This is a genomic window from Mariniradius saccharolyticus AK6 (assembly GCF_000330725.2).
In the GTDB taxonomy this organism is placed as follows: domain Bacteria; phylum Bacteroidota; class Bacteroidia; order Cytophagales; family Cyclobacteriaceae; genus Mariniradius; species Mariniradius saccharolyticus.
This window is the reverse complement of sequence record NZ_AMZY02000011.1, coordinates 152,255-177,574: the sequence shown is the minus strand read 5'-3', so window position 1 is coordinate 177,574 and position 25,320 is coordinate 152,255. Positions and strand designations below refer to the sequence as shown.

The 25,320-nt window shown below is 45.9% G+C and carries 24 protein-coding genes; 13 read left to right on the top strand and 11 right to left on the bottom strand.

Features of this window, described 5'->3' with window-relative positions; genetic code table 11:
- The 3 genes from C943_RS12210 (at window position 1) to C943_RS21465 (ending at window position 2,831) form a co-directional block, all read left to right on the top strand.
- Entirely contained in the window at window positions 1-1,524 is a 1,524-nt protein-coding gene (locus C943_RS12210) for a P-loop NTPase family protein (protein WP_008628160.1), read from the top strand.
- Between the two features lie 38 nt (window positions 1,525-1,562).
- Window positions 1,563-2,174, top strand: a complete 612-nt coding sequence (locus C943_RS12205; protein ID WP_008628159.1) for a class I SAM-dependent methyltransferase — start codon at window positions 1,563-1,565, stop codon at window positions 2,172-2,174.
- Window positions 2,175-2,267: 93 nt separating this feature from the next.
- A complete protein-coding gene (locus C943_RS21465) occupies window positions 2,268-2,831 on the top strand; it encodes a hypothetical protein (RefSeq protein WP_008628158.1) in 564 nt (187 codons plus the stop codon).
- Window positions 2,832-2,879: 48 nt separating this feature from the next.
- Here C943_RS21465 and C943_RS12195 read toward each other — a convergent pair whose 3' ends face one another.
- Complete coding sequence (locus C943_RS12195; RefSeq protein WP_008628157.1) at window positions 2,880-3,281, bottom strand: DUF4890 domain-containing protein; 402 nt, start codon at window positions 3,279-3,281, stop codon at window positions 2,880-2,882.
- A 155-nt stretch (window positions 3,282-3,436) separates the two neighbouring features.
- Between C943_RS12195 and C943_RS12190 the strand changes: the two genes are divergently transcribed.
- Window positions 3,437-3,886 (top strand): gamma-glutamylcyclotransferase, encoded by a 450-nt coding sequence (locus C943_RS12190; protein ID WP_008628154.1) that lies wholly within the window; start codon window positions 3,437-3,439, stop codon window positions 3,884-3,886.
- Here C943_RS12190 and C943_RS12185 read toward each other — a convergent pair.
- On the bottom strand, window positions 3,874-5,217 hold the full coding sequence (locus C943_RS12185; RefSeq protein ID WP_040480502.1) for an NAD(P)/FAD-dependent oxidoreductase: 1,344 nt from the start codon (window positions 5,215-5,217) through the stop codon (window positions 3,874-3,876). The genes C943_RS12190 and C943_RS12185 overlap by 13 nt on opposite strands.
- 150 nt (window positions 5,218-5,367) lie before the next feature.
- On the opposite strand from C943_RS12185, the gene C943_RS12180 reads away from it, so the two are divergent.
- Window positions 5,368-6,075, top strand: a complete 708-nt coding sequence (locus C943_RS12180; RefSeq protein ID WP_008628148.1) for a YebC/PmpR family DNA-binding transcriptional regulator — start codon at window positions 5,368-5,370, stop codon at window positions 6,073-6,075.
- Between the two features lie 50 nt (window positions 6,076-6,125).
- The gene (gene yjjX, locus C943_RS12175) at window positions 6,126-6,695 is read left to right on the top strand and encodes an inosine/xanthosine triphosphatase (RefSeq protein WP_008628146.1); all 570 of its coding nucleotides are present in this window, start codon (window positions 6,126-6,128) and stop codon (window positions 6,693-6,695) included.
- A gap of 350 nt (window positions 6,696-7,045) precedes the next feature.
- Here the strand turns inward: yjjX and C943_RS12170 are convergent, their stop codons facing one another.
- Window positions 7,046-8,026 carry a hypothetical protein gene (locus C943_RS12170; protein WP_008628130.1) on the bottom strand — a complete coding sequence of 327 codons (981 nt, stop codon included), beginning with the start codon at window positions 8,024-8,026 and terminating at the stop codon, window positions 7,046-7,048.
- Between the two features lie 72 nt (window positions 8,027-8,098).
- Here C943_RS12170 and C943_RS12165 point away from each other — a divergent pair, with 72 nt between their 5' ends.
- On the top strand, window positions 8,099-9,007 hold the full coding sequence (locus C943_RS12165) for a M28 family peptidase (protein WP_008628129.1): 909 nt from the start codon (window positions 8,099-8,101) through the stop codon (window positions 9,005-9,007).
- Window positions 9,008-9,836: 829 nt separating this feature from the next.
- On the opposite strand, the gene C943_RS12155 is transcribed toward C943_RS12165, so the two are convergent.
- Complete coding sequence (locus C943_RS12155; protein ID WP_008628124.1) at window positions 9,837-11,192, bottom strand: FAD-dependent oxidoreductase; 1,356 nt, start codon at window positions 11,190-11,192, stop codon at window positions 9,837-9,839.
- A gap of 24 nt (window positions 11,193-11,216) precedes the next feature.
- Window positions 11,217-12,503 (bottom strand): kynureninase, encoded by a 1,287-nt coding sequence (kynU, locus tag C943_RS12150; protein ID WP_008628123.1) that lies wholly within the window; start codon window positions 12,501-12,503, stop codon window positions 11,217-11,219.
- Window positions 12,504-12,633: 130 nt separating this feature from the next.
- Here kynU and C943_RS12145 point away from each other — a divergent pair, with 130 nt between their 5' ends.
- Entirely contained in the window at window positions 12,634-13,014 is a 381-nt protein-coding gene (locus tag C943_RS12145; protein ID WP_040480499.1) for a RidA family protein, read from the top strand.
- 3 nt (window positions 13,015-13,017) lie between these two features.
- Here C943_RS12145 and C943_RS12140 read toward each other — a convergent pair whose 3' ends face one another.
- Window positions 13,018-13,470, bottom strand: coding sequence for a DUF1569 domain-containing protein (locus tag C943_RS12140; RefSeq protein WP_040480497.1), 453 nt, complete (start codon window positions 13,468-13,470; stop codon window positions 13,018-13,020).
- Between the two features lie 252 nt (window positions 13,471-13,722).
- Between C943_RS12140 and ileS the strand changes: the two genes are divergently transcribed.
- The 3 genes from ileS (at window position 13,723) to C943_RS12125 (ending at window position 18,528) form a co-directional block, all read left to right on the top strand.
- Window positions 13,723-17,106 (top strand): isoleucine--tRNA ligase, encoded by a 3,384-nt coding sequence (gene ileS / locus C943_RS12135; RefSeq protein ID WP_008628115.1) that lies wholly within the window; start codon window positions 13,723-13,725, stop codon window positions 17,104-17,106.
- Between the two features lie 70 nt (window positions 17,107-17,176).
- The gene (locus C943_RS12130) at window positions 17,177-17,824 is read left to right on the top strand and encodes a lipoprotein signal peptidase (RefSeq protein WP_008628114.1); all 648 of its coding nucleotides are present in this window, start codon (window positions 17,177-17,179) and stop codon (window positions 17,822-17,824) included.
- A 101-nt stretch (window positions 17,825-17,925) separates the two neighbouring features.
- Window positions 17,926-18,528 carry a hypothetical protein gene (locus C943_RS12125; RefSeq protein WP_040480496.1) on the top strand — a complete coding sequence of 201 codons (603 nt, stop codon included), beginning with the start codon at window positions 17,926-17,928 and terminating at the stop codon, window positions 18,526-18,528.
- 1 nt (window position 18,529) lies between these two features.
- Here C943_RS12125 and C943_RS12120 read toward each other — a convergent pair whose 3' ends face one another.
- Window positions 18,530-19,342 (bottom strand): ion transporter, encoded by an 813-nt coding sequence (locus tag C943_RS12120; protein ID WP_008628109.1) that lies wholly within the window; start codon window positions 19,340-19,342, stop codon window positions 18,530-18,532.
- 302 nt (window positions 19,343-19,644) lie between these two features.
- Here C943_RS12120 and C943_RS12115 point away from each other — a divergent pair, with 302 nt between their 5' ends.
- The gene (locus C943_RS12115; RefSeq protein ID WP_008628107.1) at window positions 19,645-20,889 is read left to right on the top strand and encodes an NAD(P)/FAD-dependent oxidoreductase; all 1,245 of its coding nucleotides are present in this window, start codon (window positions 19,645-19,647) and stop codon (window positions 20,887-20,889) included.
- A 39-nt stretch (window positions 20,890-20,928) separates the two neighbouring features.
- On the opposite strand, the gene C943_RS12110 is transcribed toward C943_RS12115, so the two are convergent.
- The 4 genes from C943_RS12110 to C943_RS12095 all read right to left on the bottom strand — a co-directional run bounded on the left by C943_RS12110 (window position 20,929) and on the right by C943_RS12095 (window position 24,311).
- On the bottom strand, window positions 20,929-22,254 hold the full coding sequence (locus C943_RS12110) for a GntP family permease (protein WP_040480495.1): 1,326 nt from the start codon (window positions 22,252-22,254) through the stop codon (window positions 20,929-20,931).
- Window positions 22,255-22,427: 173 nt separating this feature from the next.
- Complete coding sequence (locus C943_RS12105; protein ID WP_008628105.1) at window positions 22,428-23,081, bottom strand: hypothetical protein; 654 nt, start codon at window positions 23,079-23,081, stop codon at window positions 22,428-22,430.
- Between the two features lie 102 nt (window positions 23,082-23,183).
- The gene (locus C943_RS12100) at window positions 23,184-23,534 is read right to left on the bottom strand and encodes an iron chaperone (RefSeq protein ID WP_008628104.1); all 351 of its coding nucleotides are present in this window, start codon (window positions 23,532-23,534) and stop codon (window positions 23,184-23,186) included.
- A 111-nt stretch (window positions 23,535-23,645) separates the two neighbouring features.
- Window positions 23,646-24,311, bottom strand: a complete 666-nt coding sequence (locus C943_RS12095) for a hypothetical protein (protein ID WP_008628102.1) — start codon at window positions 24,309-24,311, stop codon at window positions 23,646-23,648.
- A gap of 140 nt (window positions 24,312-24,451) precedes the next feature.
- Here C943_RS12095 and C943_RS12090 point away from each other — a divergent pair, with 140 nt between their 5' ends.
- Window positions 24,452-24,832: a PH domain-containing protein gene (locus C943_RS12090; RefSeq protein WP_008628100.1), complete on the top strand. Its 381-nt coding sequence runs from the start codon at window positions 24,452-24,454 to the stop codon at window positions 24,830-24,832.
- Window positions 24,833-25,320 lie beyond the last annotated feature (488 nt).

The window sequence follows — 25,320 nt, the reverse complement described above, 5'->3', positions numbered from 1 at the left end:
ATGGACTACCACAGCCTCAATGGCAAGGATTTATTGAAAATAAAAACCCTTGGTGAACTCAAGGCGGCGGGATACCAAGCCCGCTCTATCAAGGAAGAATTGAGACAAAACCTGATCAAAAAGATTTCCGCCAAAGAAAATGTCTTTGAAGGGATTTGGGGATATGAGGATACCGTAATTCCGGATATCGAGAGAGCGATCCTTTCCCGGCATAACATCAACCTCCTCGGCTTGCGCGGTCAGGCAAAGACCCGTATTGCGCGCTTGATGACCCATCTTTTGGACGAATATGTGCCCGTGGTGGAGGGTTCCGAGCTCAACGACGACCCGTTGGCACCACTTTCCAGTTATGCAAAGGAATTGATTGCAGCCAAGGGTGACCATACGCCGATTCATTGGTGGCACCGGGATGATCGCTATACGGAAAAGCTGGCAACGCCTGATGTTTCTGTTGCCGACCTGATAGGAGATGTAGACCCGATCAAAGCTGCGACTATGAAGCTTTCCTACAACGATGAGCGGGTAATCCACTATGGCTTGGTGCCACGTTCACACCGTTCCATTTTCGTGATCAACGAATTGCCGGATCTGCAGGCGCGGATACAGGTTGCCTTGTTCAATATCCTGCAGGAAGGCGACATCCAAATCCGCGGTTTCAAGCTTCGGTTGCCACTGGATATTCAATTTGTGTTCACTGCCAATCCGGAAGATTACACCAACCGAGGATCAATTGTCACGCCACTCAAAGACCGGATCGAAAGCCAAATCATCACCCATTACCCAAAAACCATCGAAATCGGCAAAAAAATCACCGCGCAGGAAGCCAATTTGGAAGGTAAGCCCGTCTCCAAAATTCATGTGCCTGAGCTGATGAAGGACCTGATAGAGCAGATTGCGGTGGAGGCAAGAAAGAGCGAATATGTAGATGAAAAAAGCGGCGTTTCCGCCCGTTTGACCATTTCGGCTTATGAAAATCTCATTTCATCTGCTGAAAGGAGACTCTACCTGAATGGGGAACAGAACACCGTCGTCCGCGTTTCGGATTTGATCGGAGTTATTCCGGCAATAACGGGAAAGGTGGAATTGGTCTATGAAGGTGAACAGGAAGGCGCCGGCCTCGTGGCATACAATCTTATCGGGAAGGCGATACGTACTTTGTTTGTGGAATACTTTCCTTCGCCCGAACAAAAGAAAAAGGAGAAGCAAGGCAATCCATATGTGATGCCATTGGCATGGTTCGGTGAAGGAAATAGTCTTGATATCTTGGCTTCACAATCCGACAAAAACTACAAATCGCTGCTGCACCAAGTACCCGGTCTCGAATCCATTGTGACTAGGACCATCCAAAATTTACCCGAACGAGAAAAGGAATTCTATATGGAATTTTTGCTCCATGGATTGGCGGAATACAGCCAATTGAGCAAAAAGCTGTTGGATACCGGATTGCAGTTTAAGGATCTTTTCTCCAGCATGTTTGACATGGGAAAAGGTGATGAGGAGGATTTTGAAGAAGATGACATGTAATTTGTATCATTGATGTTTTGTTCCAATTTCGATATAGGATGAAGGAATTTTGGAACCAGCGTTACCGGGAGAAGGAATTTGCCTATGGCATTGAGCCCAATGAATTCCTGAAGGAGCAACTCGCACAATTGCCGCCAGGAAGGATTTTGTTTCCAGGAGAGGGCGAAGGACGAAACGCTGTCTATGCTGCCAAATTGGGCTGGCAGGTCAATGCTTTTGACTGGAGCGAAGAGGCAAAAAATAAAGCGATTAGGTTGGCAGAAAGATTTGGTGTGTCGATTGACTATCAAGTTGGTGAATTTGAGCACATCGATCTACCTGCGTCAGCTTATGATGCTGTTTCATTGGTGTTTGTACATTTTCCTGCTGATAAAAGAAGGCTATTCCATCGACGTCTCCTTCAGAGTTTGAAGCCCGGCGGAACCCTCATCTTAGAGGGCTTCAGTAAGGAACATATTCGCTGGAACAGCCAAAACGAGCGGGTTGGTGGGCCAAAAGATCCTACTATGTTGTTTTCTATCGATGAACTTCAAGACGATTTTGCAGGACTGGGGATTAGCGTTTTGGAGGAAAAAGAAGTCGAATTGAACGAAGGATTGTTCCACGTAGGCACAGCCGCTGTAATCCGGCTAGTTGGGAAAAAGAATTAGATTTTTTTGTTTTTCTGGGCACTTATTGTGGTAAAAATCATTCTTTTTGCCCATTTATAACCCTAACTTTAAGATACTAAATCCAAAAAGGCCATGAGCAAGTTTGAAGAAGTACTCAAAAAATACTGGGGAATATTTCAGGACGAGAAGATGTATTTTGAGAATGATGTTCGGAATTGGGAACTCTTCCAGGACATTCCCAAAAACAACAATATTGAAGACATCATCACCAAAGTATCAGCCATCAATGATGGAGATGTCAGGCGCTATAGCGGCGTCAAGGAAGTTTCGGATCATATCCTCAAACTCAATATTGATGAACCTCTTGCAAAGGGCGATCTCAGCTTGGTCGATGATATTGCAAAAGTTGGCAACAACCCTCCGTTTTTGGAATTTGCGTCACTTTATTGCAATTATCACTTTCCAAAGTTGTACCCGATTTTCTCTAGACAGCATTTGGATATCTATGAAAAATATATCCGCAACCTGAAGCTTGACTACGATCCGAATAAAGTGGATACCTATCCTGTCTTCTGCAGTGTACTCAACGACTTTGTGAAGCGGTTGCACTTGGGAGATAAGATGAACTACCTCGAAATGCGGAAGTTCGGGTGGCTCTATGGTGACACGATTATAGAGGAATCGCAACAAGCCTAAAAAAAACAGCGGTTGGGCGACCCCAACCGCTGCATTTTCCCTGTCGGATTAGTTCGTGGAACCGCCGCTACGGTGGCCTCTACGCGGTCCGCCCCGCCTGCCGCGGCCTTCTTCTTCCATTCTCATTTTTCCTTCAGCCTTCATTTCAGCCCATTTGGCTTTCTGCTCCTCAGAGAGTAAAGCTTCGATCTCTTGGTTTTGCGCCTTCATGTCGGCTTCCATGGCAGCCCTCCTCGCTTCCATTTCGGCTTGCCTTTTTTTGGCGTGATCCAAGTTGATTTGATAGACCTTTTTCTTTTGGTCTTCGGAGAGGGAGAGTTCCTCGGCCATCTTGTTGGTTACTCTTTCGGCCCTTTCCTCTGGTGTGGCACTTCCCCTTTGTCCACCTTTTTGTGCCATGGCGGCAAACCCGATGGAAAACAACATGGCAATCAATAATAGCTTTTTCATGATTTCTATGATTTGGTTTGAAAATCCCGTCGCTCGGAAATCATCCGGAATCTTTCTTCGCTTTGGGATTGAATTTGATCTTTAGACCCAGCGGAATTACCCGAAGTTTAATCGACAGATGAGGAAGCAATGTTAATTAACCTTAAATTCAGGGCATGGAGGGATTTTACTACTTTGGATATGCCAGCAATCTTGATCGGGGTACTTTGGAAGGAAGGTTGCAGACATCGCCGCGGTTTGTGGGCGTCGGTATTCTGCCACATCATGGCTTTAGGTTCAACGTTCTTAATCCAGACCGTTCCGCAAGGGCCAATATCATGGAAAGTCCCAATGAAACCGTCTATGGTTTGGTGTACTGGATTGATGCTAACGATCGACAATATTTTTTGAAATCCGAGCCGGGATATGATTTTGTGGAAAAGGAGATTTTGACAAAAAATGGAAAAATTCAAGCCTTCACTTTTCAATCCGATTTGGTTCAGTCAGGCATTTTCCCCGCCGAGGACTATTGGAAATTGATTGTCAAAGGTGGAAAAGAGAACGGAATTCCCGAGTCCTATCTGGCACAGATTATCAATCGGGCTGGGAAAATTCAATCTTCGTAGTCCTTCTCCTCCAACATCCATTGCCGCTTGAAATCCTTCACGTACCGTGGCCTAATCAGCAGCCGTAGGCTTGGGTCAAATGAGAGGTATTTCCATGCCCAGGTTATGAAAACCATCAGTTTGTTTTTGACTCCCAAAATCGCCATCAGATGGACAAACAGCCATACAAACCAGGCAAAAAATCCTTGGAAGCTCACAAAAGGCAAATCCACCACGGCCATCTTCTTCCCTACTGTCGCCATAGATCCAAGATCATTGTATCTGAATGGTTTCCACGGTTTTTGCTTCAAGTCGCCCAATAGGTTTTTAGCGAGATTTTTTGATTGTTGGATGGCAACTTGTGCGACTTGGGGGTGACCTTTCGGGAATTTTTCCTCCACTTGCAGACATTGGTCGCCGAGGACATAGATGTCTTTTTCGCCTTTCAGACAGTTGAACTCATCAACCAATAAGCGACCATTTGGCGCCATTTGGTCTTCTTCGACACCAATAAGTGAATTAGCTTTGATACCTGCGGCCCACAGCAGAGTTAAGGTCTCGATCGGATCCTTCTCTTTGAGCTTCACCACAAAACCGTCATAGTCCTCCACCATCGTGTTGAGCATGACTTCCACGCCAAGCTTCTGCAAATACTCCAAGGCCTTTTCCCGGGATTTTTGGGTCAAGCCGTTGAGAAGGGACCCGGACGCTTCGATCAGGATCACGCGCATATTCTCAAAGCTGAGTTGGGGATAATCCTTTGGCAGCACGTTGTTGCGCAATTCGGCGATCGAACCTGCCAGTTCTACCCCTGTGGCACCCCCACCAACTATCACTACGTTCATGATGGGCTTCCTTTCACCAGGATTGGCAATGTTCACTGCCCGTTCATAATTGGAAATGATTTTATTGCGGATATAGAGCGCCTCGGACGTGGTCTTCATCGGTGCGCAGAATTTCTTGATATTCTGGTTTCCGAAGTAGTTGGTGTTTGCACCTTGGGACAAAACCAGCATATCGTAGGTCAAAGTGCCTAGATTGGTAAGGATAGTCTTGGCGGACTTGTCGATTTCCCGGACCACTGCCATTCTAAATATTACGTTGTCTGTCTTGTGAAAAAGTCTACGGAGCGGAAAGGATACCGCCGAGGGAGAAAGTGCGGCCGTGGCTACTTGGTATAGTAGGGGCTGGAACATATGGTAATTGTTTTTGTCGAGCAACACTACTTGATAGGCCTTGTTGGAAAGTTTTTGCGCGAGCATTAAGCCTGCAAAGCCAGCTCCCACAATTACGATCCTCTTGTACTTTGCGTCCGGAATATTGGGGATGGGGAGTAACTCTTGATTGCTCATACCAAAAAGAAAGAAAATTTAAAATTGGGTAAATCTATCAAATATAATTAAGAGAAACGGTGGTCAAAAGAACTTTGATTGGGTTTTTAGGTTTGGTTTGCATACCAAAAGATTTATAATTTTACCCACCTTTTAGCAAATTGATCGAAAATGGGCAGAGCATTTGAATTTCGGAAAGAAAGAAAGTTTAAGCGTTGGAGTAAGATGTCCAAGGTGTTTACGCGTCTTGGCAAGGAAATCGTCATGGCTGTCAAAGCCGGAGGCCCGGACCCTTCCAAAAACAGCAAACTGAGAACAGTCATCCAAAATGCCAAAGGTGCAGCGATGCCCAAGGACAGAATCGAAGCGGCGATCAAAAGGGCGTCCAACAAGGATGAAAAAAATTATGAGGAAATCGTATACGAGGGTTATGGTCCTTACGGGGTGGCGGTGATCGTGGAGACTTCAACTGACAACATCAACCGTACTGTTGCCAATATCCGTCACTATTTCACCAAATCCGGGGGTTCCTTGGGTACTTCAGGATCGGTGAGCTTCATGTTTACCAAAAAGGCTGTTTTCCGTTTTGCGCAGCACAGTCTCGATATTGAGGAGTTGGAATTGGAGCTGATAGATTATGGATTGGAAGAGATCGCCGAAAATGAAGGAGAGATTTTTGTATATACTGCGTTTGAGGATTTTGGCAAAATGCAAAAGGTCCTGGAAGACCGCCATATCGAGATCATCAACGCCGACTTCCAGTGGTTTCCGAGTACTACTGTCGAACTGACTGAGGAACAGGAGGAAGAAATCAATAAAATGATCGAGCGATTGGAAGAGGATGATGACGTCAACCAGGTTTTCACCAACGTCGCCTGATCGCGGACGATGTTTATTGAGCTACTTTAACTATCATAAAGACCTTTTTCATGGCTTTTCCAAAAAGAAAAAATATCCAGGAGCAGCAGCGCCAAAATCTAGTCATTGTCGGGAGTAGAAATCCGGTAAAAATCAGTTGTACCGAAGCGGGCTTCCACCAGGCATTTGACAGCTCGTATCTCGTGGAGGGGCTCAATGTAGGGTCCGGTGTCGCTGCCCAGCCTGTCGGTGATGCACAAACGTATCAGGGGGCTCTGAACAGGGCGCAGAACTCCAAGGTCGTGTTTCCTGAGGCGGATTTTTGGGTAGGCATCGAAGGGGGCGTGGATGATTTTCAGGGAGAGATGCTCGCCTTTGCATGGGTGGTTGTCATTGATAAAAACGGAAGGATTGGAAGAGCCAAGACATCAGTTTTCTTTTTACCAAAACAAATAGCAAAACTGGTAAAATCTGGAATGGAGTTGGGAAAGGCTGATGATCACTTCTTCGAAAGGGAAAACTCAAAGGAACAGGACGGTGCTGTTGGGATCTTGACTAACGGCGTTCTTGATCGCAAAAACTATTACCAGCAGGCGGTACTACTTGCTTTAGTGCCTTTTATTAAGCCTGACTTATACTGATTGTTTTGTCTATCATAGAGAAAATCAATTGGTTATATCAAAGTAAGCCGCTAATTTTGCGCCACGTTTTGCCAAATCAGTGTTGAATGGGTTTCTTGGTTCACACGATAATTTGCCAGATTATAGCCTCTCATTGAGGGTTTGGTAAGTGTGAGCGTAAAACAAAAAGACAATTGAGGCGTTTTGTCATTGAATGATCTTCTCTGAAAGCGTTCTCAAAAATAGCTTTGATAGAAAGAAGTGCGGATTCGGAGTCCAAAAAGAAGAATTGATCGATAGAAGTGCAGCGGAGAGTGTTTGGTCACCCCATTTTACAAACCGATTTTTAAAGAGCCCCTTGAGGGCTCTGATCATTTTTGGAGGTTTGTGAGAAAATTTCTCAAAGCGATTTCCCAATCAGGATCTGCATCCCAAACTGGTCCGATATACAGCTCATCCCTTACCAGAAACCGGATATAGTATTTGACGACGATCCGATTTTCATCTGTCCCGGATGTTTCAAGTCCCATATTGCTTTTTAGGTCTCCCTCTCGTGCCTCCACCTTGACCAATACAAACTGTACCCGTTCTCGAATCAGCTCTGCGTCGCTTTTGGCTGTCGTGAGAAACTCATACTGGTGTGGATAGAGTTCTTTGAATATCGCTTCCAGGCCTGATTTTTCGGCATTCTGTTCAGCAGCGATTGTTTCCGGGCTTTTACCAAGCAGATCGTAGCGAAACGTTCCTAGAAAACCGCTTTCACCTGAGGATCCGGAAAGCGGAATACCCAGCTTGAATACATCAAGATTCAGTGGATTTCTGTTGAAAAAGCGTCTTGACGTGACGCTAGCACTTGCTCCTGCGGGGTACTCTGGTACCTCAATTACTAGGTAGTTTTTGCTGCTTTGGGTTTTGCCGATCGCTTCCAAGGATTCATTCATTCTGCCGATATCAGCAGATTCCAATTTCCAAAGGCCACTTGTAGGAATGATATTCGCATTGTTGGTAAAGGGGCCAATGTTCAATTCAACGGTACCGTTTGCCTTCCGAGTCAATACGACTATGCTGCTGACTCTGCGTTTTGCAAATTGGGTAGCAAAACCCGCTTGTGTTTCCGATGAAATCGCCACATCCTCCAACTCATAATAAGCCACTGGATCGCCGCCGGCAGCCACCAGGCCTTTGTGGATTTCGTCCGCCAATTGGGTCCAAAAAAATGCCGGTCTGGCTTGCGGGGCATTCGAAATCAACACAACTGATTTGCCGTCCAGGAAACTTTCCGGAAGTGAACCCTGTGCAAGTGATGAAAGTGAAAAAAGTACCCAAAACAGGCCTGCTGGAAGATATTTCATGGGGTAGGTGAATCGGGGCAGTTATCTTGTTAATTTTACGAATATAATTAACGTACCAATTTCCAAAGTAATATGCATCGATTAATCTACGGCCTTGTCTTTGTTTTATTTTTTCAACTCTCGAATGCAGTCTCCCAACAAATCGATTCCCAAAAATTGCTAAAGGATATAGAGACCCTTTCCTCCAAGGAAATGGAAGGGAGAAAAACACTCGAATCTGGTGGACTCAAGGCGCGGAAATATATTCAAGATCGCTTCCGAGAGCTTGGATTAGCTACCCAATACAAGGACTACCTTCAGTTTTTTGATTTTACCGATCAACGAAGTGGAAAAAGTTATGAACGAGCCGCAAATGTGGTCAGCTTCGTCGCGGGCGAGGAAACAGACAAGATAATTGTGGTAACGGCGCACTATGACCATATCGGAAAAAACGGTGACCAGATCTTTTACGGTGCTGACGATAACGCTTCAGGTGTCGCGGCCTTGATGGCTTTTGCCGAATATTTTTCAAAAAACCGGCCGCAGCATTCGATGTTGTTTGCGGCCTTGGATGCCGAGGAATTGGGAATCCAGGGAGCAAGGGCCTTTGTTGAGGACTTTCCTTTTCCTCTTCCGCAAATCGTGCTCAATGTCAATATGGACATGATTAGCCGAAACAAGGACGGCGAGCTATATGCGGTCGGGACCCATCACTATCCTAGTCTAAAGCCAATTTTGGAAGAAGTAGCAAAAGGGCGCGAACCCAGGTTAAGGTTTGGTCATGATGTTCCCGGTGAAAGAGGCGATTGGACGTATTCCTCGGACCATGCGCCCTTCCATCGCAACAAGATTCCTTTCATTTATTTTGGAGTGGAGGACCATGAGGATTACCACAAAACAACAGATACTTTTGATCGGATTCAGCCGGAGTTTTTTGTCAATGCCGCAAACATGATACTTGGTGCGTTGCTTGCATTAGACAGAGACTTGCTTGAAGATTAGAGCTAAAGAAAAAGAACCGGTATAGGCCAGGAGATGATCGAAACAAAAAAATAGGTACAAAAGCCAAAAAACAGTAAATACAAATCACCGATCTGATTATTTGTTTGTCACAACTGTTTATCTGAAAAATCCAAATTATGGTGTTGGGTCTTGACCAAGCCTTTCAATAGAGATGTAAAAAAGCCATTTGTTGGGAATGAGCGTATAGCCTGTGGGACAAATTATTTTTTTCATGGCAACCGGCATTCGCTTTGTAATTTCCGAGGATTTGCGGCACAAAATTTTATTCCAATTTTCCGATTTATCCACTTTCTTTTTCTAGCTGGATAATTCCAATTTGCTGATTTGCAGCGTATTATCCACAATTTGGCTTTTTTTGATAAAAGTTAAAACATTGAAAATCAGATAGATATATGCTTGAATTTGTCCTATGTGGATAAATGTGGATAAATGTGGATAAATAATGCTTGCTTTTTCCAATCCTTGTATATGCCTCATTTGGAGCGGTTTTCACCCACTTCCAAACCATTTTTAAGCTTAAACTTTCTCCGTTTTCAGCTATCCAACTTGGGTGGTTTAAAATAAAATTTGGCAAATCCAGAAGTAAAAGTTCACGCTGCCCTTTGGGAGAAAGGTATTCGGTCTGAATAAGCAAGTTTGATATTGGGAAAATTATATTTTAACAGGAGTTGTTCAATTTTGTTGGGAACACGTTTTGTAGCTTTTATTTCTTTGGTAGCGAGAATAAAAAGTGATCGTTTGTTCGACTAGGTGGCTGGGAGAAATAAAATAAAAAAGCCCGATAGGTTTTGTAGTATCGGGCTTTTAGTTAAAAGGCTTTCGCTTTATCCATTTGGTTGACAATGTCCTCGTAATCGAGTTTGTTCCAGTTTTGGGTAATCAATGGATTGGACATGACTTTGTCCATGATTTTTTTCTGCAATTTCCCTTGCGCATACGCCTCGGAATAGGGAATATCCGAGAATGTAACCATCGTGTAAAGTGGAATCCAGTCTTTTGGGTACAGCTCGTGCAGTTTCGTTTCGATTTTTTTTCTGATGAGGAATTTCGGATCGGCTACCTCGTTGCGCATCTCTTCGAAGTTTTCCATCGCGAGTTGGGAGATGGCGTCAGTATTTGGCTTACGCATTTTTTGGAATTTTGCAAAAATCAATTCCCAGACATTCGTTCCCAGTTTCTCGATCAAGCCGTCCAAGACATAGCAATCCTCAAAGCCGCAGTTCATTCCTTGACCGTAGAACGGTACCATCGCGTGGGATGAATCTCCAATGAGGATGGCGTTTTTGAGCATCCAAGGATAGCATTCGATGTTGATGAGGGCTGAGGTGTGGTTACGAAAATATTCCCCCACCAAATCAGGCATCAGTTGGAACGCATCGTCGAAGTAGGTCTGAAACATTCCGACGAGGTCTTTTTCGTCCCGGATATTCTCGAAGCAGACCCGTTCACCGTCGAAGGGAAGAAAAAGCGTACACGTAAATGACTTGTCAGGATTGGGCAGGGCAATCAGCATAAAGCTTCCCCTAGGCCATATATGCAGCGCATTCGGGTCCATCGCAAATTCCCCTGCTTCGGTAGCCGGAATCGTCAATTCCTTGTAGCCATGAGAAATATATTCTTGCTTGTAGTCAAATCGAACCTGCTTCAGCATTGCGTTTCGTAAAGCGGAATAGGCGCCATCCGCACCAATGATCACATTGGAAGGTATTTTTTCCTGGATGCCTTCGGGATTGGTGACCAAAATCTCATTAGTCCTCAAGTCTATTTCATCCACCCGGTGGTCAAAGTGGACTTCGACGCCCAGTTTTTCCGCTTCCTCTACAAGTAGTTGGTTGAATCTTCCCCTTGAAATGGAATAGATAGCCTGGCCCTCTTTCCCATAGGGAATAAAAGTCGTCTTACCATGCTCGTCGTGGATTTTCCTTCCATACATCGGTATGGTGAGTGGCAGTACTTTGTCGCGCAGACCTGCCTTGTCGAGTGCTTTCCAACCCCGGTCGCTGAGCGCCATGTTGATGGATCGTCCTTCCTCTTTGTATTCGACCTTCCGATTGTCGGCCCGTTTTTCGTAGACTTGGACATCAAGTCCTCTTTTCTTCAAGTATATGGACATCAGGGAACCTATAAGTCCAGAACCCAAGATGCTGATTTCGTTTTTTTTCATGGTTTGAGAGCTATCGCCTAAGCATTAAGCGAATTTTTGTAGGGAATGTTCAAGGATCTTTGCAAATCGAAATACATCCGTGAAGCTATTGTAAAGGGGTGTGGGTGCTACTCTAATTACGTTGGGGTGACGCCAATCACCCACTACGCCGTTGGCATAAAGGTGGTCAAAAACCAATTTTCCACCCTTGTGAACCAGCAAAGATAACTGACAACCTCTTTCCTTTGGATTATTTGGGGTAATTATTTCCAATACGCCATTCGCAAAGCCCACTTTGCGGATCAAAAACTCCAAATACCCCGTCAATAGTTCACTTTTTGTCCTAAGTCTTTCCATACCAGCCTCTTGAAAGATATCCAATGAGGCCTGATGAACGGCCAAGGCCAACACGTTGGAATTGGCAAGCTGCCATCCGTCGGCCCCGTACATCGGTTCAAAACCTTTTTCCATCTTGAACCGGATTGCCTCATCATGTCCCCACCAGCCCCCGAATCTGGGCAACTCGGTATTGTCGGCGTGGCGTTCGTGGACAAAAATTCCGGAAATGTTTCCTGGACCGGAATTGAGGTATTTGTAGCTGCACCAGGCCGCGAAGTCCACGCCCCAGTCGTGGAGACGGAGTGGGATATTGCCAGCCGCATGGGCCAAATCAAATCCAACCGGAACGCCTATGCCATGCCCGGCTTTCGTGATTGCCTCCATATCAAAAACCTGACCTGTGTAATATTGCAAACCAGCCATCATCACAAGTGCCAATTCGTCTTGGTTGTCCTCGATCGCCGCCAGGATGTCTTCGGTGCGGATCGTGTATTCACCCGGTCGTGGAGCGACTTCGATGATCGCATCAGCAGGATCAAATCCGTGGAATTTGACTTGGGTTTCCAGCATGTACATGTCCGAAGGGAAGGCGCCTGCTTCGGTGATGATTTTATACCTTTCCTTTGTTGGGCGGTAAAAAGAAACCATCAGGAAATGCAGGTTGGAGCTAAGGTTGTTCATTGCAACGACCTCGTGCTCGTGGGCGCCCACGATCTCCGCCAGTGCAGGCTTGGATTTTTTGCGCACATGGTACCAAGCATCTTCTCCATGAAAGTGGCCATCCACTGCCATCAATTCCCAGTTTTTGAGCTCCCTGTCCAAGTATTCCCGCACCGATTTTGGCTGCAATCCGAGCGAGTTGCCGCAGAAATAGATGGCCTCTTTTCCATTGACGTAGGGAAAGTGAAACATCGACCTGAAATGGCGAAACGGATCCAAATCGTCCATGCGCTTGGCAAAGTCCTCGGTATATTCAAAATCGGTCGTTGTCATTTGGAAGGGTTTTGAAGACAAAACTTGAAAGTTGATGTTTGGTTGTCGAAATTACCACCTTTGGACTTTCAAAAAAACCGCATTTTTTTCAAAGGTGGTTTCTGATTCCTATTTTTCGGGAAAATAGAAAATCATGAAGGAAATCATCTTTTCGAAAGAAGCACCGGCACCGATCGGACCTTACAGCCAAGCAGTAAAAGCTGGCAACACGCTCTATGTATCGGGACAAATTGCCTTGGATCCAGCAACGGGCGAGTTGATCATTGAGAATATCACCGAAGAGACCCACGCTGTGATGAAAAACCTCGAGGCGGTATTGCGTGCAGCGGGCTATGGCTTCGGTGATGTGGTGAAGTGTTCGATTTTCATCAAAAACATGGACCAGTTTGCCACGATCAATGAGGCCTATGGTCAATATTTCAAAACCAATCCTCCCGCGCGAGAGACAGTAGAGGTAAGCCGGCTCCCCAAAAACGTTAATGTGGAGATTTCCTGTATCGCGGTAAAATAAGGCTCAAAGGCCAAACTGCCGCAGGTGGTGGTCGGCATGCATCCAGACAAATCGACCCCATTCGGCATGGCTGAGTCTCCCTAGGCGCGGATGCATCGCGGCGATCTTTCCTTCCAATTTCCCGTATTTGCCAATTATATGCTTGTATTTTGACTTTTCTTCCTCAAAGGCCTCGGCATTCACTTTTCCTTTCATGTCAAACCTCTTTGGCCCTCGGGCGAATCGGGGAAATTCATTCTTTATCCTGAAAAAAATGAACTTGGAAACCAACTGCTTGAGGGTGGATTTTTCGTCGGAGGGTGGTGCCTTGAGGATAGATTGATGAGCCATATTGCAGTGCGTTAGCATTTCCACGGCATTCATTTGTCCCCAGAAGGGGGTATCGGTCGGCTTCAGTTTGTCGATTCTTTGGATTATTTCTTGTATGGTTTCAGGGGCGTAGATGGTCTTTTGCATGGTTTAAATCTAATCAATTTTTGATTGGGCTTTTCGGTAAATGCAGTATTGAAGCGAATTCCGAATTATCGGGCGATTTGCCTCTATTCCTGCAATTTATTTTAACTTTGCGCCTGCCTTTCAAAAATTTGCCTTTTTCGGAAGGAAATTGCCACGGCCGTTTTGATTGGCCGAAACTTCAAGCGAACACCTAACCAATCTTGCGCTTGGCAACAGCCTTGCGCAATTTCTGTAAAAAAACCGCTGTATACCGTGAAAAAGTACCAGGAATTCAAACAAGTCGATTATCCCCAAATCGGGGAGAGTATCCTGCAATTCTGGAAATCCAACGATATTTTCAATAAGTCCATTACGAATCGGAACGGGTCACCATCTTTCACTTTTTTTGAAGGACCACCTTCCGCCAATGGTACTCCGGGTATCCACCATGTGATGGCGCGGACGCTGAAGGATATTTTCTGTCGGTACAAGACGCTCCAGGGATACCAAGTCAAACGAAAAGGTGGCTGGGATACCCATGGTCTTCCGATCGAATTGCAGGTAGAAAAGGAATTGGGCATCACCAAGGAGGACATCGGCAAAAAGATCAGTATCGCTGAATACAACCAAAAATGCCGAGAGACGGTCATGCGCTTCAAAAATGAATGGGATGACTTGACTGAGAAAATCGGCTATTGGGTTGACTTGGACAATCCCTACATCACTTTCGAATCGGACTATATCGAAAGCCTCTGGCATTTGCTGAAGCGGCTTTATGAAAAAGGGCTTTTGTACAAAGGTTACACCATCCAACCCTATTCTCCTGCAGCAGGTACAGGTCTCAGTTCGCATGAGCTCAACCAACCCGGCACTTACAAGGATGTGAAGGATACTTCCGTCACCGCCCAATTTAGACTCAAGGGACAGGAAAATACCTACATCCTCGCTTGGACTACCACGCCTTGGACCTTGCCTTCCAACTCCGCTTTGGCGATCGGTGAAAACCTCGATTATGTCAAAGTAAAAACATTTAATCCGTACACATTCGAGCCCATGCTCGCCATCTTGGCCAAAGCCAGGTTGTCTGCTTATTTCAACCCGAAGGCAAAGGAAATCGCAGTAGCCGATTACAAGCCCGGTGACAAGTTGATTCCTTACGAGATCGTGGAGGAGTTCAAGGGCAAGCAGATGCTGGGCTGGGAATACGAGCAGTTGTTCCCAATAGGCGCTTTGGCATTGCCGCATCCGGCATTTACGGTTGTGGCTGGGGATTATGTGACCACCGAGGATGGTACCGGCATCGTTCACCTGGCGAAAGCATTTGGTGCGGATGACTTCAGAACTTTGGTACAGAATAACGTTCCCGGGGTGTTTGTAAAGGACGAGCTTGGAAATGATATCCCTGTCGTAGATAAACGCGGTAAATTCATCCACGTCGTGGGTGAATACCTCGCAGCCAAAATGCAGGAGCATGGTATCACTGCGCACAAGAGCTATGGACCAGATGATTTTTTTGTAAAAAACTATACAGATGACGATGAGTCGGACAAAGATTATAAGAGCACCGATATCATCATTTCGATCATCCTCAAAAACGAAAACAAAGCCTTCAAGGTAGAGAAATACGAACACAGCTATCCGCATTGCTGGCGGACGGACAAGCCCGTATTGTACTATCCCCTGGAAAGCTGGTTTATCAAAACTACGGCCTACAAGGATCAACTCGTTGCCTTGAACAAAACGATCAACTGGAAGCCCGAGGCTACCGGTACGGGTCGCTTTGGCAACTGGCTGGAAAACTTGGTGGACTGGAACCTCAGCCGTTCCCGCTTTTGGGGTACGCCGCTCCCGATTTGGAGAACCGAAGACGGCACGGAAGAAATCTGCATTGGTTCCGTGACTGAGTTGCAGGCGGAAATGAAGAAAGCCATCGAAAAGGGCTTTATGCAAAAATCCCCTTGGGAGGGCAAAGAGATCGATCTGCACAGACCTTATGTGGATGAAGTTATTTTGGTTTCGAGCAAAGGTCAGAAAATGTACCGGGAGACTGACCTGATCGATGTTTGGTTCGACTCGGGTGCGATGCCCTACGCGCAGTGGCATTATCCGTTCGAGAATCAAGACGTATTCCAAGCCAACTTCCCTGCCGACTATATCGCCGAGGGTGTCGACCAAACGCGGGGCTGGTTCTTCACGCTTCACGCGATCGCAGGGATGCTGTTTGATTCGGTCGCCTTCAAAAATGTCGTCGCCAACGGGCTTGTGTTGGACAAAAACGGTAACAAAATGTCCAAACGCTTGGGCAATGCCGTGGATCCGTTCAAGACCCTCAAGGAATACGGTCCCGATGCCTTGCGTTGGTACATGCTGAGCAATGCCAACCCTTGGGACAACCTCAAATTCAACCTCGAAGGCGTAGCGGAAGTGCAGCGTAGGTTTTTTGGAACATTGCAGAATACCTACAATTTCTTTGCGCTCTATGCCAACTTGGATGAGTTTGTAATCGATCCCCGAAATATCATCCCCGTAGCCGAAAGGCCGGAGCTGGACAGATGGATCATTTCCAAACTACAATCGCTGATCTTGGACGTGGAGGCCGCCATGGACAACTATGACGCCACCAAGGCCACCCGCGCGATCATGAACTTCACCGTGGACCAATTGTCCAACTGGTATGTGCGCCTTGCCAGGAAGCGATTCTGGCGCGGCGATATGAATCCCGACAAGCAGGCGGCTTATGAAACGCTTTACGAGTGCCTGATGGTCGTTGGGCAATTGATGTCTTCATTTGCGCCGTTCTATGCGGAATGGTTGTACCAAAACCTCACCAAATCACGCACCGACCTTCCTGAGTCAATCCACTTGACCAATTGGACCAAGGCAGACACCTCGTTGATCAATGCGGATTTGGAAGCAAGCATGGACTTGGCACAGCGGATTTCTTCCTTGGTTCACTCGCTGAGGAAAAATCCAAAAATCGGCATCAAAGTCCGTCAGCCCCTTCAGCGCATCATGGTACCTGTTTTGGATTCCAAAACAAAAGCCCAAATCCAACACGTAGAAGATCTGATCAAGTCAGAGGTCAATATCAAGGAAATCGAGTATTTGGACGATGCTTCCGGGATTTTAGTAAAAAGTGTAAAACCCAACCTGCCTGTTTTGGGCAAAAAACTAGGACCAAAGATGCGATTCGTGGTAGCTGCTGTGAACGCTTGGGGCCAGGAGGAAATTGCCCGAATCGAGCGAAATGGCAAAATAGATGTTCAAGTTGAGGGCGAAACCATCGAGCTCCTGCTTGAGGAGGTGTTGATCAGTTCGCAGGATATCCCCGGCTGGTCCGTGGCCACCGACCAGGAACTCACCGTGGCTTTGGACGTGACCGTTACGGATGAATTGAAGCAGGAAGGAATCGCCCGTGACCTTGTCAACAGGATACAAAACCTGCGCAAAGACATGGGATTGGAAGTACAAGACAAAATCCAGATTAAAGTTTCCCGACATTCAGATTTGGTGACGCAGGCGATCACCAACTTTGCGAAGTACATCCAAACCGAGACCCAGGCTTTGTCTTTGGAAATCATTGAGACGATTGCAGACGGTGTCGTCTTGGATATGGATGAGTTTGAGTTGGTAGTGAATGTTGAAAAAGTGAATTAATCAATTTAGGCGCTGCGGGGACAGGATTCTACAAAAAATTCCTTAAATCTGTGGCTTTGAAAAGAAATACATGAAATACCTAAAATATTTCGGCATTGCCCTCGCGGTCATCATACTTGACCAAATCGTCAAAATGCTGGTCCATTACAACATGGATTTTGGTACACCGGGACAGATCAAAGTCTTTGGAGAATGGTTCAAGCTCCACTACACCACCAATCCGGGGATGGCTTTCGGCATGCAGATAGGATCGGAATATGGCAAAATGATACTGACTACCTTCAGGCTGATCGCCATGTTTGGTATCGGGTATTATTTGTATTTTATTGTCAAAAGGAAAATGCATGTGGGTTACATCATCTGCATTTCAATGATTCTAGGCGGCGCGATCGGTAACTTGATCGACAGTATTTTCTATGGGGTTTACCTTAACAATGCCCCTTACAACGCCCCGACGCCGTGGTTTCATGGTCAGGTGATCGATATGTTTTACATCGATATTTGGGAAGGTTATCTTCCCGATTGGATTCCTGTTTGGGGAGGTTCCTATACTGCCCTTTGGCCAATTTTCAATATTGCCGATGCCTCGATATTTGTGGGGGTAAGTATCATTTTGATTTTCCAGGGGAGATTTTTTAAAGAAGAGCCAAAGCCCGCCCAACCTGGGGAAGTCGATGAAATCCAAAAGCAATTTATCGAAGGAGAGGAGAATCGATAGTCGCGCCGAAGACGTAGAATGTTGTCGATTTCCTAATTTCATTTTCAAAGAAGCACTAGTTTTCTCCAATAAAGCGGATGCTTTTTCGTTATTTTTGGTGTATGTCAAGATGCCTGATTTTTCTGTTGTTCAGTGTCATTATTTTTTCCTGCAAGGAGGATGAAATCCCTATTTCTAACGAAGAAGTGATCGTGGAAAATCCACCGAAGCAAAAGCATATTTGTGATTTTGACATTTCTGACAAAGAGGGGAATTTTGAATTGTATCGAAAATGGGAATTCGTTGGTTTTCAGGATATACAAACGGGCGAGTTTGATCAAAATACGACCTGTAGCGCGCGAATAGCACATTTTGCGTTGAACGGGGAGGATTTTGACAATTTGCTGAAGATCTCGCTGGAATTTGAAAAGGAAATTTCGGAATCAGGGAATTGCGCGGATTTGCGAAGTTTCGAAGCGCGCACCATAGCCCGAATCATCGAAGGTTGTTACGAAGATGATGCAGATGGGATTTCAATGGTGATCGATTCCAAAGGCATTACAGAGATACCGAGCAATGTGGCCAATACGCTACCTGTGCATCACTTTGAAAATACATTCTTGGAATACCTTAGTGCGGTTAAGGTCTACCAAATCGAAAGCAATAAGCTCTATCTCTACGGGAAAGAAGGCAGGTACCGCATGACTTTTTTGGCTTTGGAATAGGTCACAGCCGCTCTCCGCAGTATTTACAATAGTTCGCATCAGCATCCAAATGCCTTGATTTGCAGGTTTTGCAGACCTTCGTGCCCGAATCCGGCGTTGGCTTGGAGCTCGTCGTCAGTTCCGAGGTGATGATTCCTGTCGGCACTGCAATGATGGCATAGCCGAGCAACATGATCACTGCGGCAAGGAATTTTCCAATCGGCGTAATCGGTGTGATATCGCCGTATCCCACAGTGGTCAGGGTGACGATAGCCCAATACATAGACACCCCGATACTCGTAAACCCACTTTCAGGCCCTTCTACAATGAACATCAACGTGCCTGTGATCAGTACAATCGTCAATACGGTACCGATGAAAATCTGGATTTTCGCACGGCTTTTTCGCAGCGCGGACTTGAGTATTTCTGCTTCCTTGACATACCTTCCCAATTTCAGAATCCGAACCACCCGAAGCAATCTCAGTGCACGAATGACTACGAGGAACTGGGTATTGGCCAGAAAAATACTCAAATAGGTGGGAAGGATGGCCAAGAGGTCCACCATTCCATAGAAGCTAAAGATGTAACCCAGTTTTCTGCTGCTTAGGTAAAGGCGCAGGATGTATTCAATGGTAAATAGGATGGTGAATGCCCATTCCAAAAAATAGAACTCCCTCTTGTATCGCGCATGTAGCCAAGGCTCAGAATCCAGGATCGCGACCAAAACACTCAGAAGAATCAACCAAAGCACCGTGATGTCAAACCGCCGGGAGGCTTTGTCACTGTGCTCAAAGACAATATGGGCGAGCCTTTCTTTGCTTGGAAAAAGGGACATGAGTAGGGATGAAAGTGTTGTTAAAGTAGGAAATTTCTACCAGAAATGGAGAAAATATGGTAATTCAAGAATGCCCTATTTGTACAAGTGACCGAAGCCAGTAAATCCGTAGTCGGAGATCACTGGCGTATTTTGAAAGACAACCTCTTAAAGGTCAGCTTAACCGAAATAGATTGGCACCCTCCAGCATTAGCCCCTTTTTGAACTCCATTGATCCTGACTCTGAGAAATTAGGCAAATACCAATAACTTGGTACCATAAACAGCTGAAAATTACGCTTAGGGCTACAACAAATTCAAACATTGAAACCAACCATCATCGTCGGCGGAGGCATTATTGGCTTGTTTACCGCTTATTTTCTAAATCAGGAAGGGGCCGAAGTCACTATTGTCGACAAAGGCGACCTAGAGTCAAATTGCTCGACCGGCAACGCCGGCATGATTGTGCCGAGTCATATTATCCCATTGGCGGCGCCCGGTATGATTAGCAAAGGGATCGCTTGGATGTTTTCTTCCAAGAGTCCTTTTTACATCCATCCTAGGCTTGACAGGAAGTTGTTGGAGTGGTCTTGGCTCTTTTTCCGCTCGGCCAATAGATCCCATGTGGAGAAATCCATCCCTTATCTCAAAAACCTCAGCCTATTGAGCAAGTCCCTTTACCAGCAATTCCGGGATGCCCATCAGGGCACTGACCTTCAAATGCTCGAAAAAGGCCTCATGATGCTGTACCAAACCGCGGAAGTGGAGAAGGAAGAGATGGAATTTGCCCACCTCGCACGGCAGCATGGCTTGGAGGCGGAAGTCTTGACAAAGGCAGATATCCAAAGGATTGAACCTAATCTCGAAGTGAATGCGCGAGGTGCGGTATTGTTTCCGGGGGATGCGCATTTGTCGCCATCGGCTTTGTATGGCTTTCTGAAGAAACACCTGAAATCAAGGGGTGTCGTATTCAAGAGCCTCTTGAAGGTGAAAGGCTTTGAATCTAAAGCAGGCAAGGTGACAGCATTGATCACTGATGGAGAAAGGATAGAAGGGGAGAAATTCATACTCTGTGGCGGTGCTTGGTCCGCGGAGTTGGCGGGAATGCTCGGGATATCGATGCCGATGATGGGGGGAAAAGGCTACAGTTTTCTGCAAAACAACCAACCCGAAATCCGCCAAGCCAGTATTTTGACGGAGAAAAAAGTCGCCGTGAGCCCTTATGGTCATCAAGTAAGATTCGGTGGGACAATGGAGATAGCCGGCACTGACGAGCGAATCAACATGAATCGGGTAAGGGGGATTTTTGAATCGATCAATAAATATTACCCAGGCTTTCAGTCCAAATTCCCCAATGAAGCCGAGATTTGGAAAGGACTGCGGCCATGTTCTCCGGATGGCTTACCCTATATCGGTCCAGCTGTTGGTTACCAAAACGTGTGGATTGGCTCAGGTCACGGCATGATGGGTATCAGCATGGCACCCGCCACCGGCAAAATCCTTACAGACTTGCACCAGGGCTATGCCAGTCCGCTGGATTTGAAGGCTTTTGAGGTAGGGAGATTTTAAGTCGATTATCCTAATAATATAATTCGGATTACCCGCAGGCTACACCACCAGCGTCAGCAGATAGATCAAAGCAATCGCCGTAAAGGAAATAATCATCGTTCCGATGCTGTGGCTCATATTGCCTTGCTTGATGCTGAGTCCCGAGAGTTGGGTGACGGCCCAGAAGAAGCTGTCATTGGCATGCGAGATAGCCACCGCACCTGCACCGATAGACAATGCCGCAAACACCCGCATCGTCTCCGAATCAAGTCCCAAGGTTCCCAACAAAGGCGCAATGATGGATGCCGTGGTGATCATCGCCACGGTAGAGGAACCCTGTGCGGTCTTCAACGCGAAGGCGATCGCAAAGGGCAGGAATATCCCCCAACCCGCTTGGCTGAGGTTACCGCTGACAAGGTCGCCGATTCCGGAATTCTGGAGCATTTTTCCAAAGACACCGCCCGCGCCCGTGATGAATACTACGGGTGCGGCAATGAGTATGGCTTCACCGATCCAGCCCGTGGAGGATAGGATTTTCTTGTCAAACTTGGTTGGAAGCAAAAAGGATAGAAATGCTCCCATCAGCAATGCGATGACAGGAGTACCTACAAAGAGTATCGTGTCCACGATGACCCCCTCGCCAAAAGGTTTCGTAGGATAATTGGCGATCGAGGCCAGGATAATGAGGAATAGCGGGACCAGCACCGGCAGGAAGGATTTGAAGGCCGAGGGTTTTTTGGCAGAAATATTTTGTATGTCCGACACCGCCATCTTGGCTTCCAAGGGGATTGACATTACAAACTTCTTGATGAAAAAGTAACTTGGAATCAAGGAAATCAAGCTGATAATCAAACCCCAGAAAATGATCATCCCCAAATCCGCCTCGAGGATGCCGGCCGTGGCGATGGGTCCCGGAGTCGGCGGCACCAAAGAATGGCTGGCAGTCGCGCCCAAGGCCAAAGCGATGGTCGTGGCTGCATACGGCACTTTGCCTTTCAGGGAAAGGGATTTGCTGATGGGGTTCATCATGATAAAGGTGCTGTCGCCAAAAACCGGAATCGACAGGATATAGCCGCTGAGCATCATGGCCATCGTGATGGATTTTTGGCCGATCCAAGAAAGGATTTTTTCTGCGATAACAATCGCGCCGCCCGTTTTTTCCAGAAAAGTTCCCATTACCACACCCAACAGAATCAGCAAGCCGATACTGCCCAGGACCCCGCCAAATCCTTCCTGAATGGACTTCACAATCATGTCTGCAGGCATTCCCGCCATGAGTCCATACAAAATCGCTCCAACAAACAAGGCCAAAAACGGATGGATATCAAACTTGACGATGGCAACCAATATCAGCGCCAAAGCAAAAAAGATCGTGAGGAGCAGCATCGTGGGATGGGTTTATGGTTAATTGGGAAAATGCATTTCTCCCCAACAAAGGAAAGTAGCTGTTTCCTGAAAAAATATCAAATCAAAATGCGAAAAGGCCGCTACTAGTCGGATGGGTGGCGAAACCCATGGCGAATATGCAGCGGCCTTTGGTTAAATTTTGCTTAACATTCTTATCGGCTTGGGTCATAGCCCGTGACTACAATTGGATCTAGCAATCTGTCGTAGTCTGTACCATCCAATATTGGTGCGATTAGCTCCTTGCCATTGTGTTTTCTGAATACGATTGGCAAGGCGAAGGTCCGGCCCGAATAGGCGGTATTCCAATTTCCAGGAAGGCTTGAGAATAGATTGGGTAGTTGCTCCAAAAACCCGTCCTTGTTTTCTCCTGTCACCTCGAGAATTTGACTGTCTCCAGATTCTCCAACCCGAAACAATATGATCATATAGGACTCAATGTTTTTCCTAAGGGGTAAGGTTGGGTACCTTAGGTTTTTTCTGAAATGGGCGTAGAATTTGTCCATTTCTGGTTGGAAAAGCAGCTTATTCTCTAACATATCCATGGTTACTTGAAAATTTGTAGCCGATGGAACCAGAATAGTTTTTTCTTCGAAATCGGGATGCCAAAGTCCAAGTGTGTCGCCCTCTGAAGCGGAGAATTGTGCATAGCCACGTTCATTGCTGAGGACGGTCTGTTGTCCGGAGGTAATTTGAATGTTTTCCAGAGGTTGCTTGGTCAAGTGATCTGTAATCTTAAGCGTAACTGTCTGAGCCTGGACCGAGGTAACAATTGACAGAATGACGAAAAATGAAACAAACATTTTCATAACAACGATTGGATTGATGAACAGGACTAATATATCAAACAAAACACGAATTAAAAAGACATTAGTCGACTAAAATTCAGTCTTGCGTGAAATCAACGCTGGCTAACCCCTGTTCCCTTGGTTTTCGGTATACCTGAAGCGGATAATCCGCTCAATTAGATCAAAGGGCATCGGTTTGTTCAGCGGAAACTGAACCGAACCTTTGCCTTGCTTATAGCCGGCGAGTTCGGCCGCAAAAGCAGCGTGTCCTGTGGGAAGGGCATAGAGGCCGATATGGTTTTTGTAGCCAGCAAAATAGACAAGCGGTTTGCCTTGGGTCTTGTAGCCCGGCATCCCATAGGCCATTGCTTCCTCCGCATCGGGGGCGATTTCGAGGATCAGCGAACGGATTTTCCTTAGTTGTACTTGAACCTCGGGAGGAAAAGTGTTGATATATTGGTCGATGGGATTCATTCTGATGAAATTTGTTTGGGCATTTGAGCTGACAATCACGAAAAAAAGTTAGGGTATCGTTGTACTCAGCCTGTATCAAATCGCCAAGCGTTTCGTCTCTTTTTCATTTTGTTATTTCGGGGTATAACCAGTGACTACCACGGCGTTTAGAAGCCTGTCAAATGTAACGCCATCCAGTAAAGGCGCAATCATTTCATTCCCTTGACCTAAATGGAAAACTACGGGCAGGGCCATTTTTCGACCTGCGTATGAAGGATCCCAATTTCCGGGTGCACTTTCAAATAATTTTGGGAACTGTTCTGAAAAACCATTTTCCGGGTCACCCAGTACCTCTATTAATTTACTTTTTCCAACGCTATCTATTTCGAAAAGAACAAGGATATAGGCCTCTTTTTTGTTTTCGCGTTGATCCCTTGGGTACCTAATTTGGCTGATGAAATGCCCAAAAAACGAATCAAAGCTAGGCGTGTAGGCAATTTTCTTGTCCAAAACCTCCATTGGTACCTTGACATTTGCTGTTCTCGGAATAACAACCGTTTTGTCCTTGTAGTGGGAATGAGACAGGTGAACCGTATCGCCCTCAGTTGCTAACAATTCCAAGTACCCGCGGTCATTAGAAGTGGCTTTTTGTTTATTGTAGGAGGCTTTCACTTTCTCGATTGGCTTTTGACTTAGGTTGTCAATTACCCTGATAAAGATTGTTTGCTGGGCCGTCGCTTGGGAAAATGACAGGATCACAGTAAGTGTAATGGCGGCTTGGAATACTTTTAAACTCATAAAATTTAGATAGATTAAAAGCTAATTTAGTCAATCTCCATCAATACGATTTCCCCTCACAACTATTTTTTAGAGTTTGTTTGAACTTGCTTGTAAATCAGGTATTTTCATTCTTGTAAATTTTCAAAAATTCAATCACCATGGGACTATTTTCAGCTTTGTTAGGCAATGCAGGTGCAGTCAGCCCGGAGGAATTGCTCAAAAAATATGGCCTGCTTCTCACTGATAACGAGCAAATTGAGTTGGGCTTCAAGCTGATTCGGGATACGTTTATCTTTACCAACAAGCGCCTGATTCTGATCGAAGTACAGGGCATCACCGGCAGCAAGGTCGAGTACAAATCGATCAGCTACAAAAGTATTTCCCGCTTTAGCGTGGAGACGGCCGGCACCTTTGAACTGGACGCCGAGTTGAAGATTTGGGTGTCGAGCGAACAGGAACCCAGTATCCGCAAGCAGTTTTCCAAATCCGTCAATGTCTACGAGGTGCAGCGGCTGTTGGCGTATTATGTGTTGAAGTAGGAAGCGGAGCAGGCCATCTGATTTGGATTGATTGTTTTTCGTCTTTCACTCAGATAGTGCTGCAAAGAAAAGCCGCGGACGCTGCGAGAAAAGATGTCTAGGGGAAAGATTGAGTTTTTCTGCTTTGATCGAATACCTATGGTTACGGGGGCAATGGCGATGTTTTTTGAGTGGGGGATTTTATGAAACCCTTCCATTCGGTTCTATTGGATTTTGAACTAAAGGGGCTTACTTTTAAGCTAAATGAAAAATATCAACAATATTGTTGATATCACTCCAAATCGGGATGATATCATCAATATTGAGGATATACAATCGTTATGCGGCAGCTTAAAAGAAACAGTAAACAATGAGCGAAGACAATTTATATCTACTTTTTTGCTATCTGATTTTCGGACTGACACTTGGTGTATTGACAATTAGAAGTAAAAACCGACTCAAAACGGTAACGATAAATCTAATAATAGCTGGACTTTATAGCGGACTGT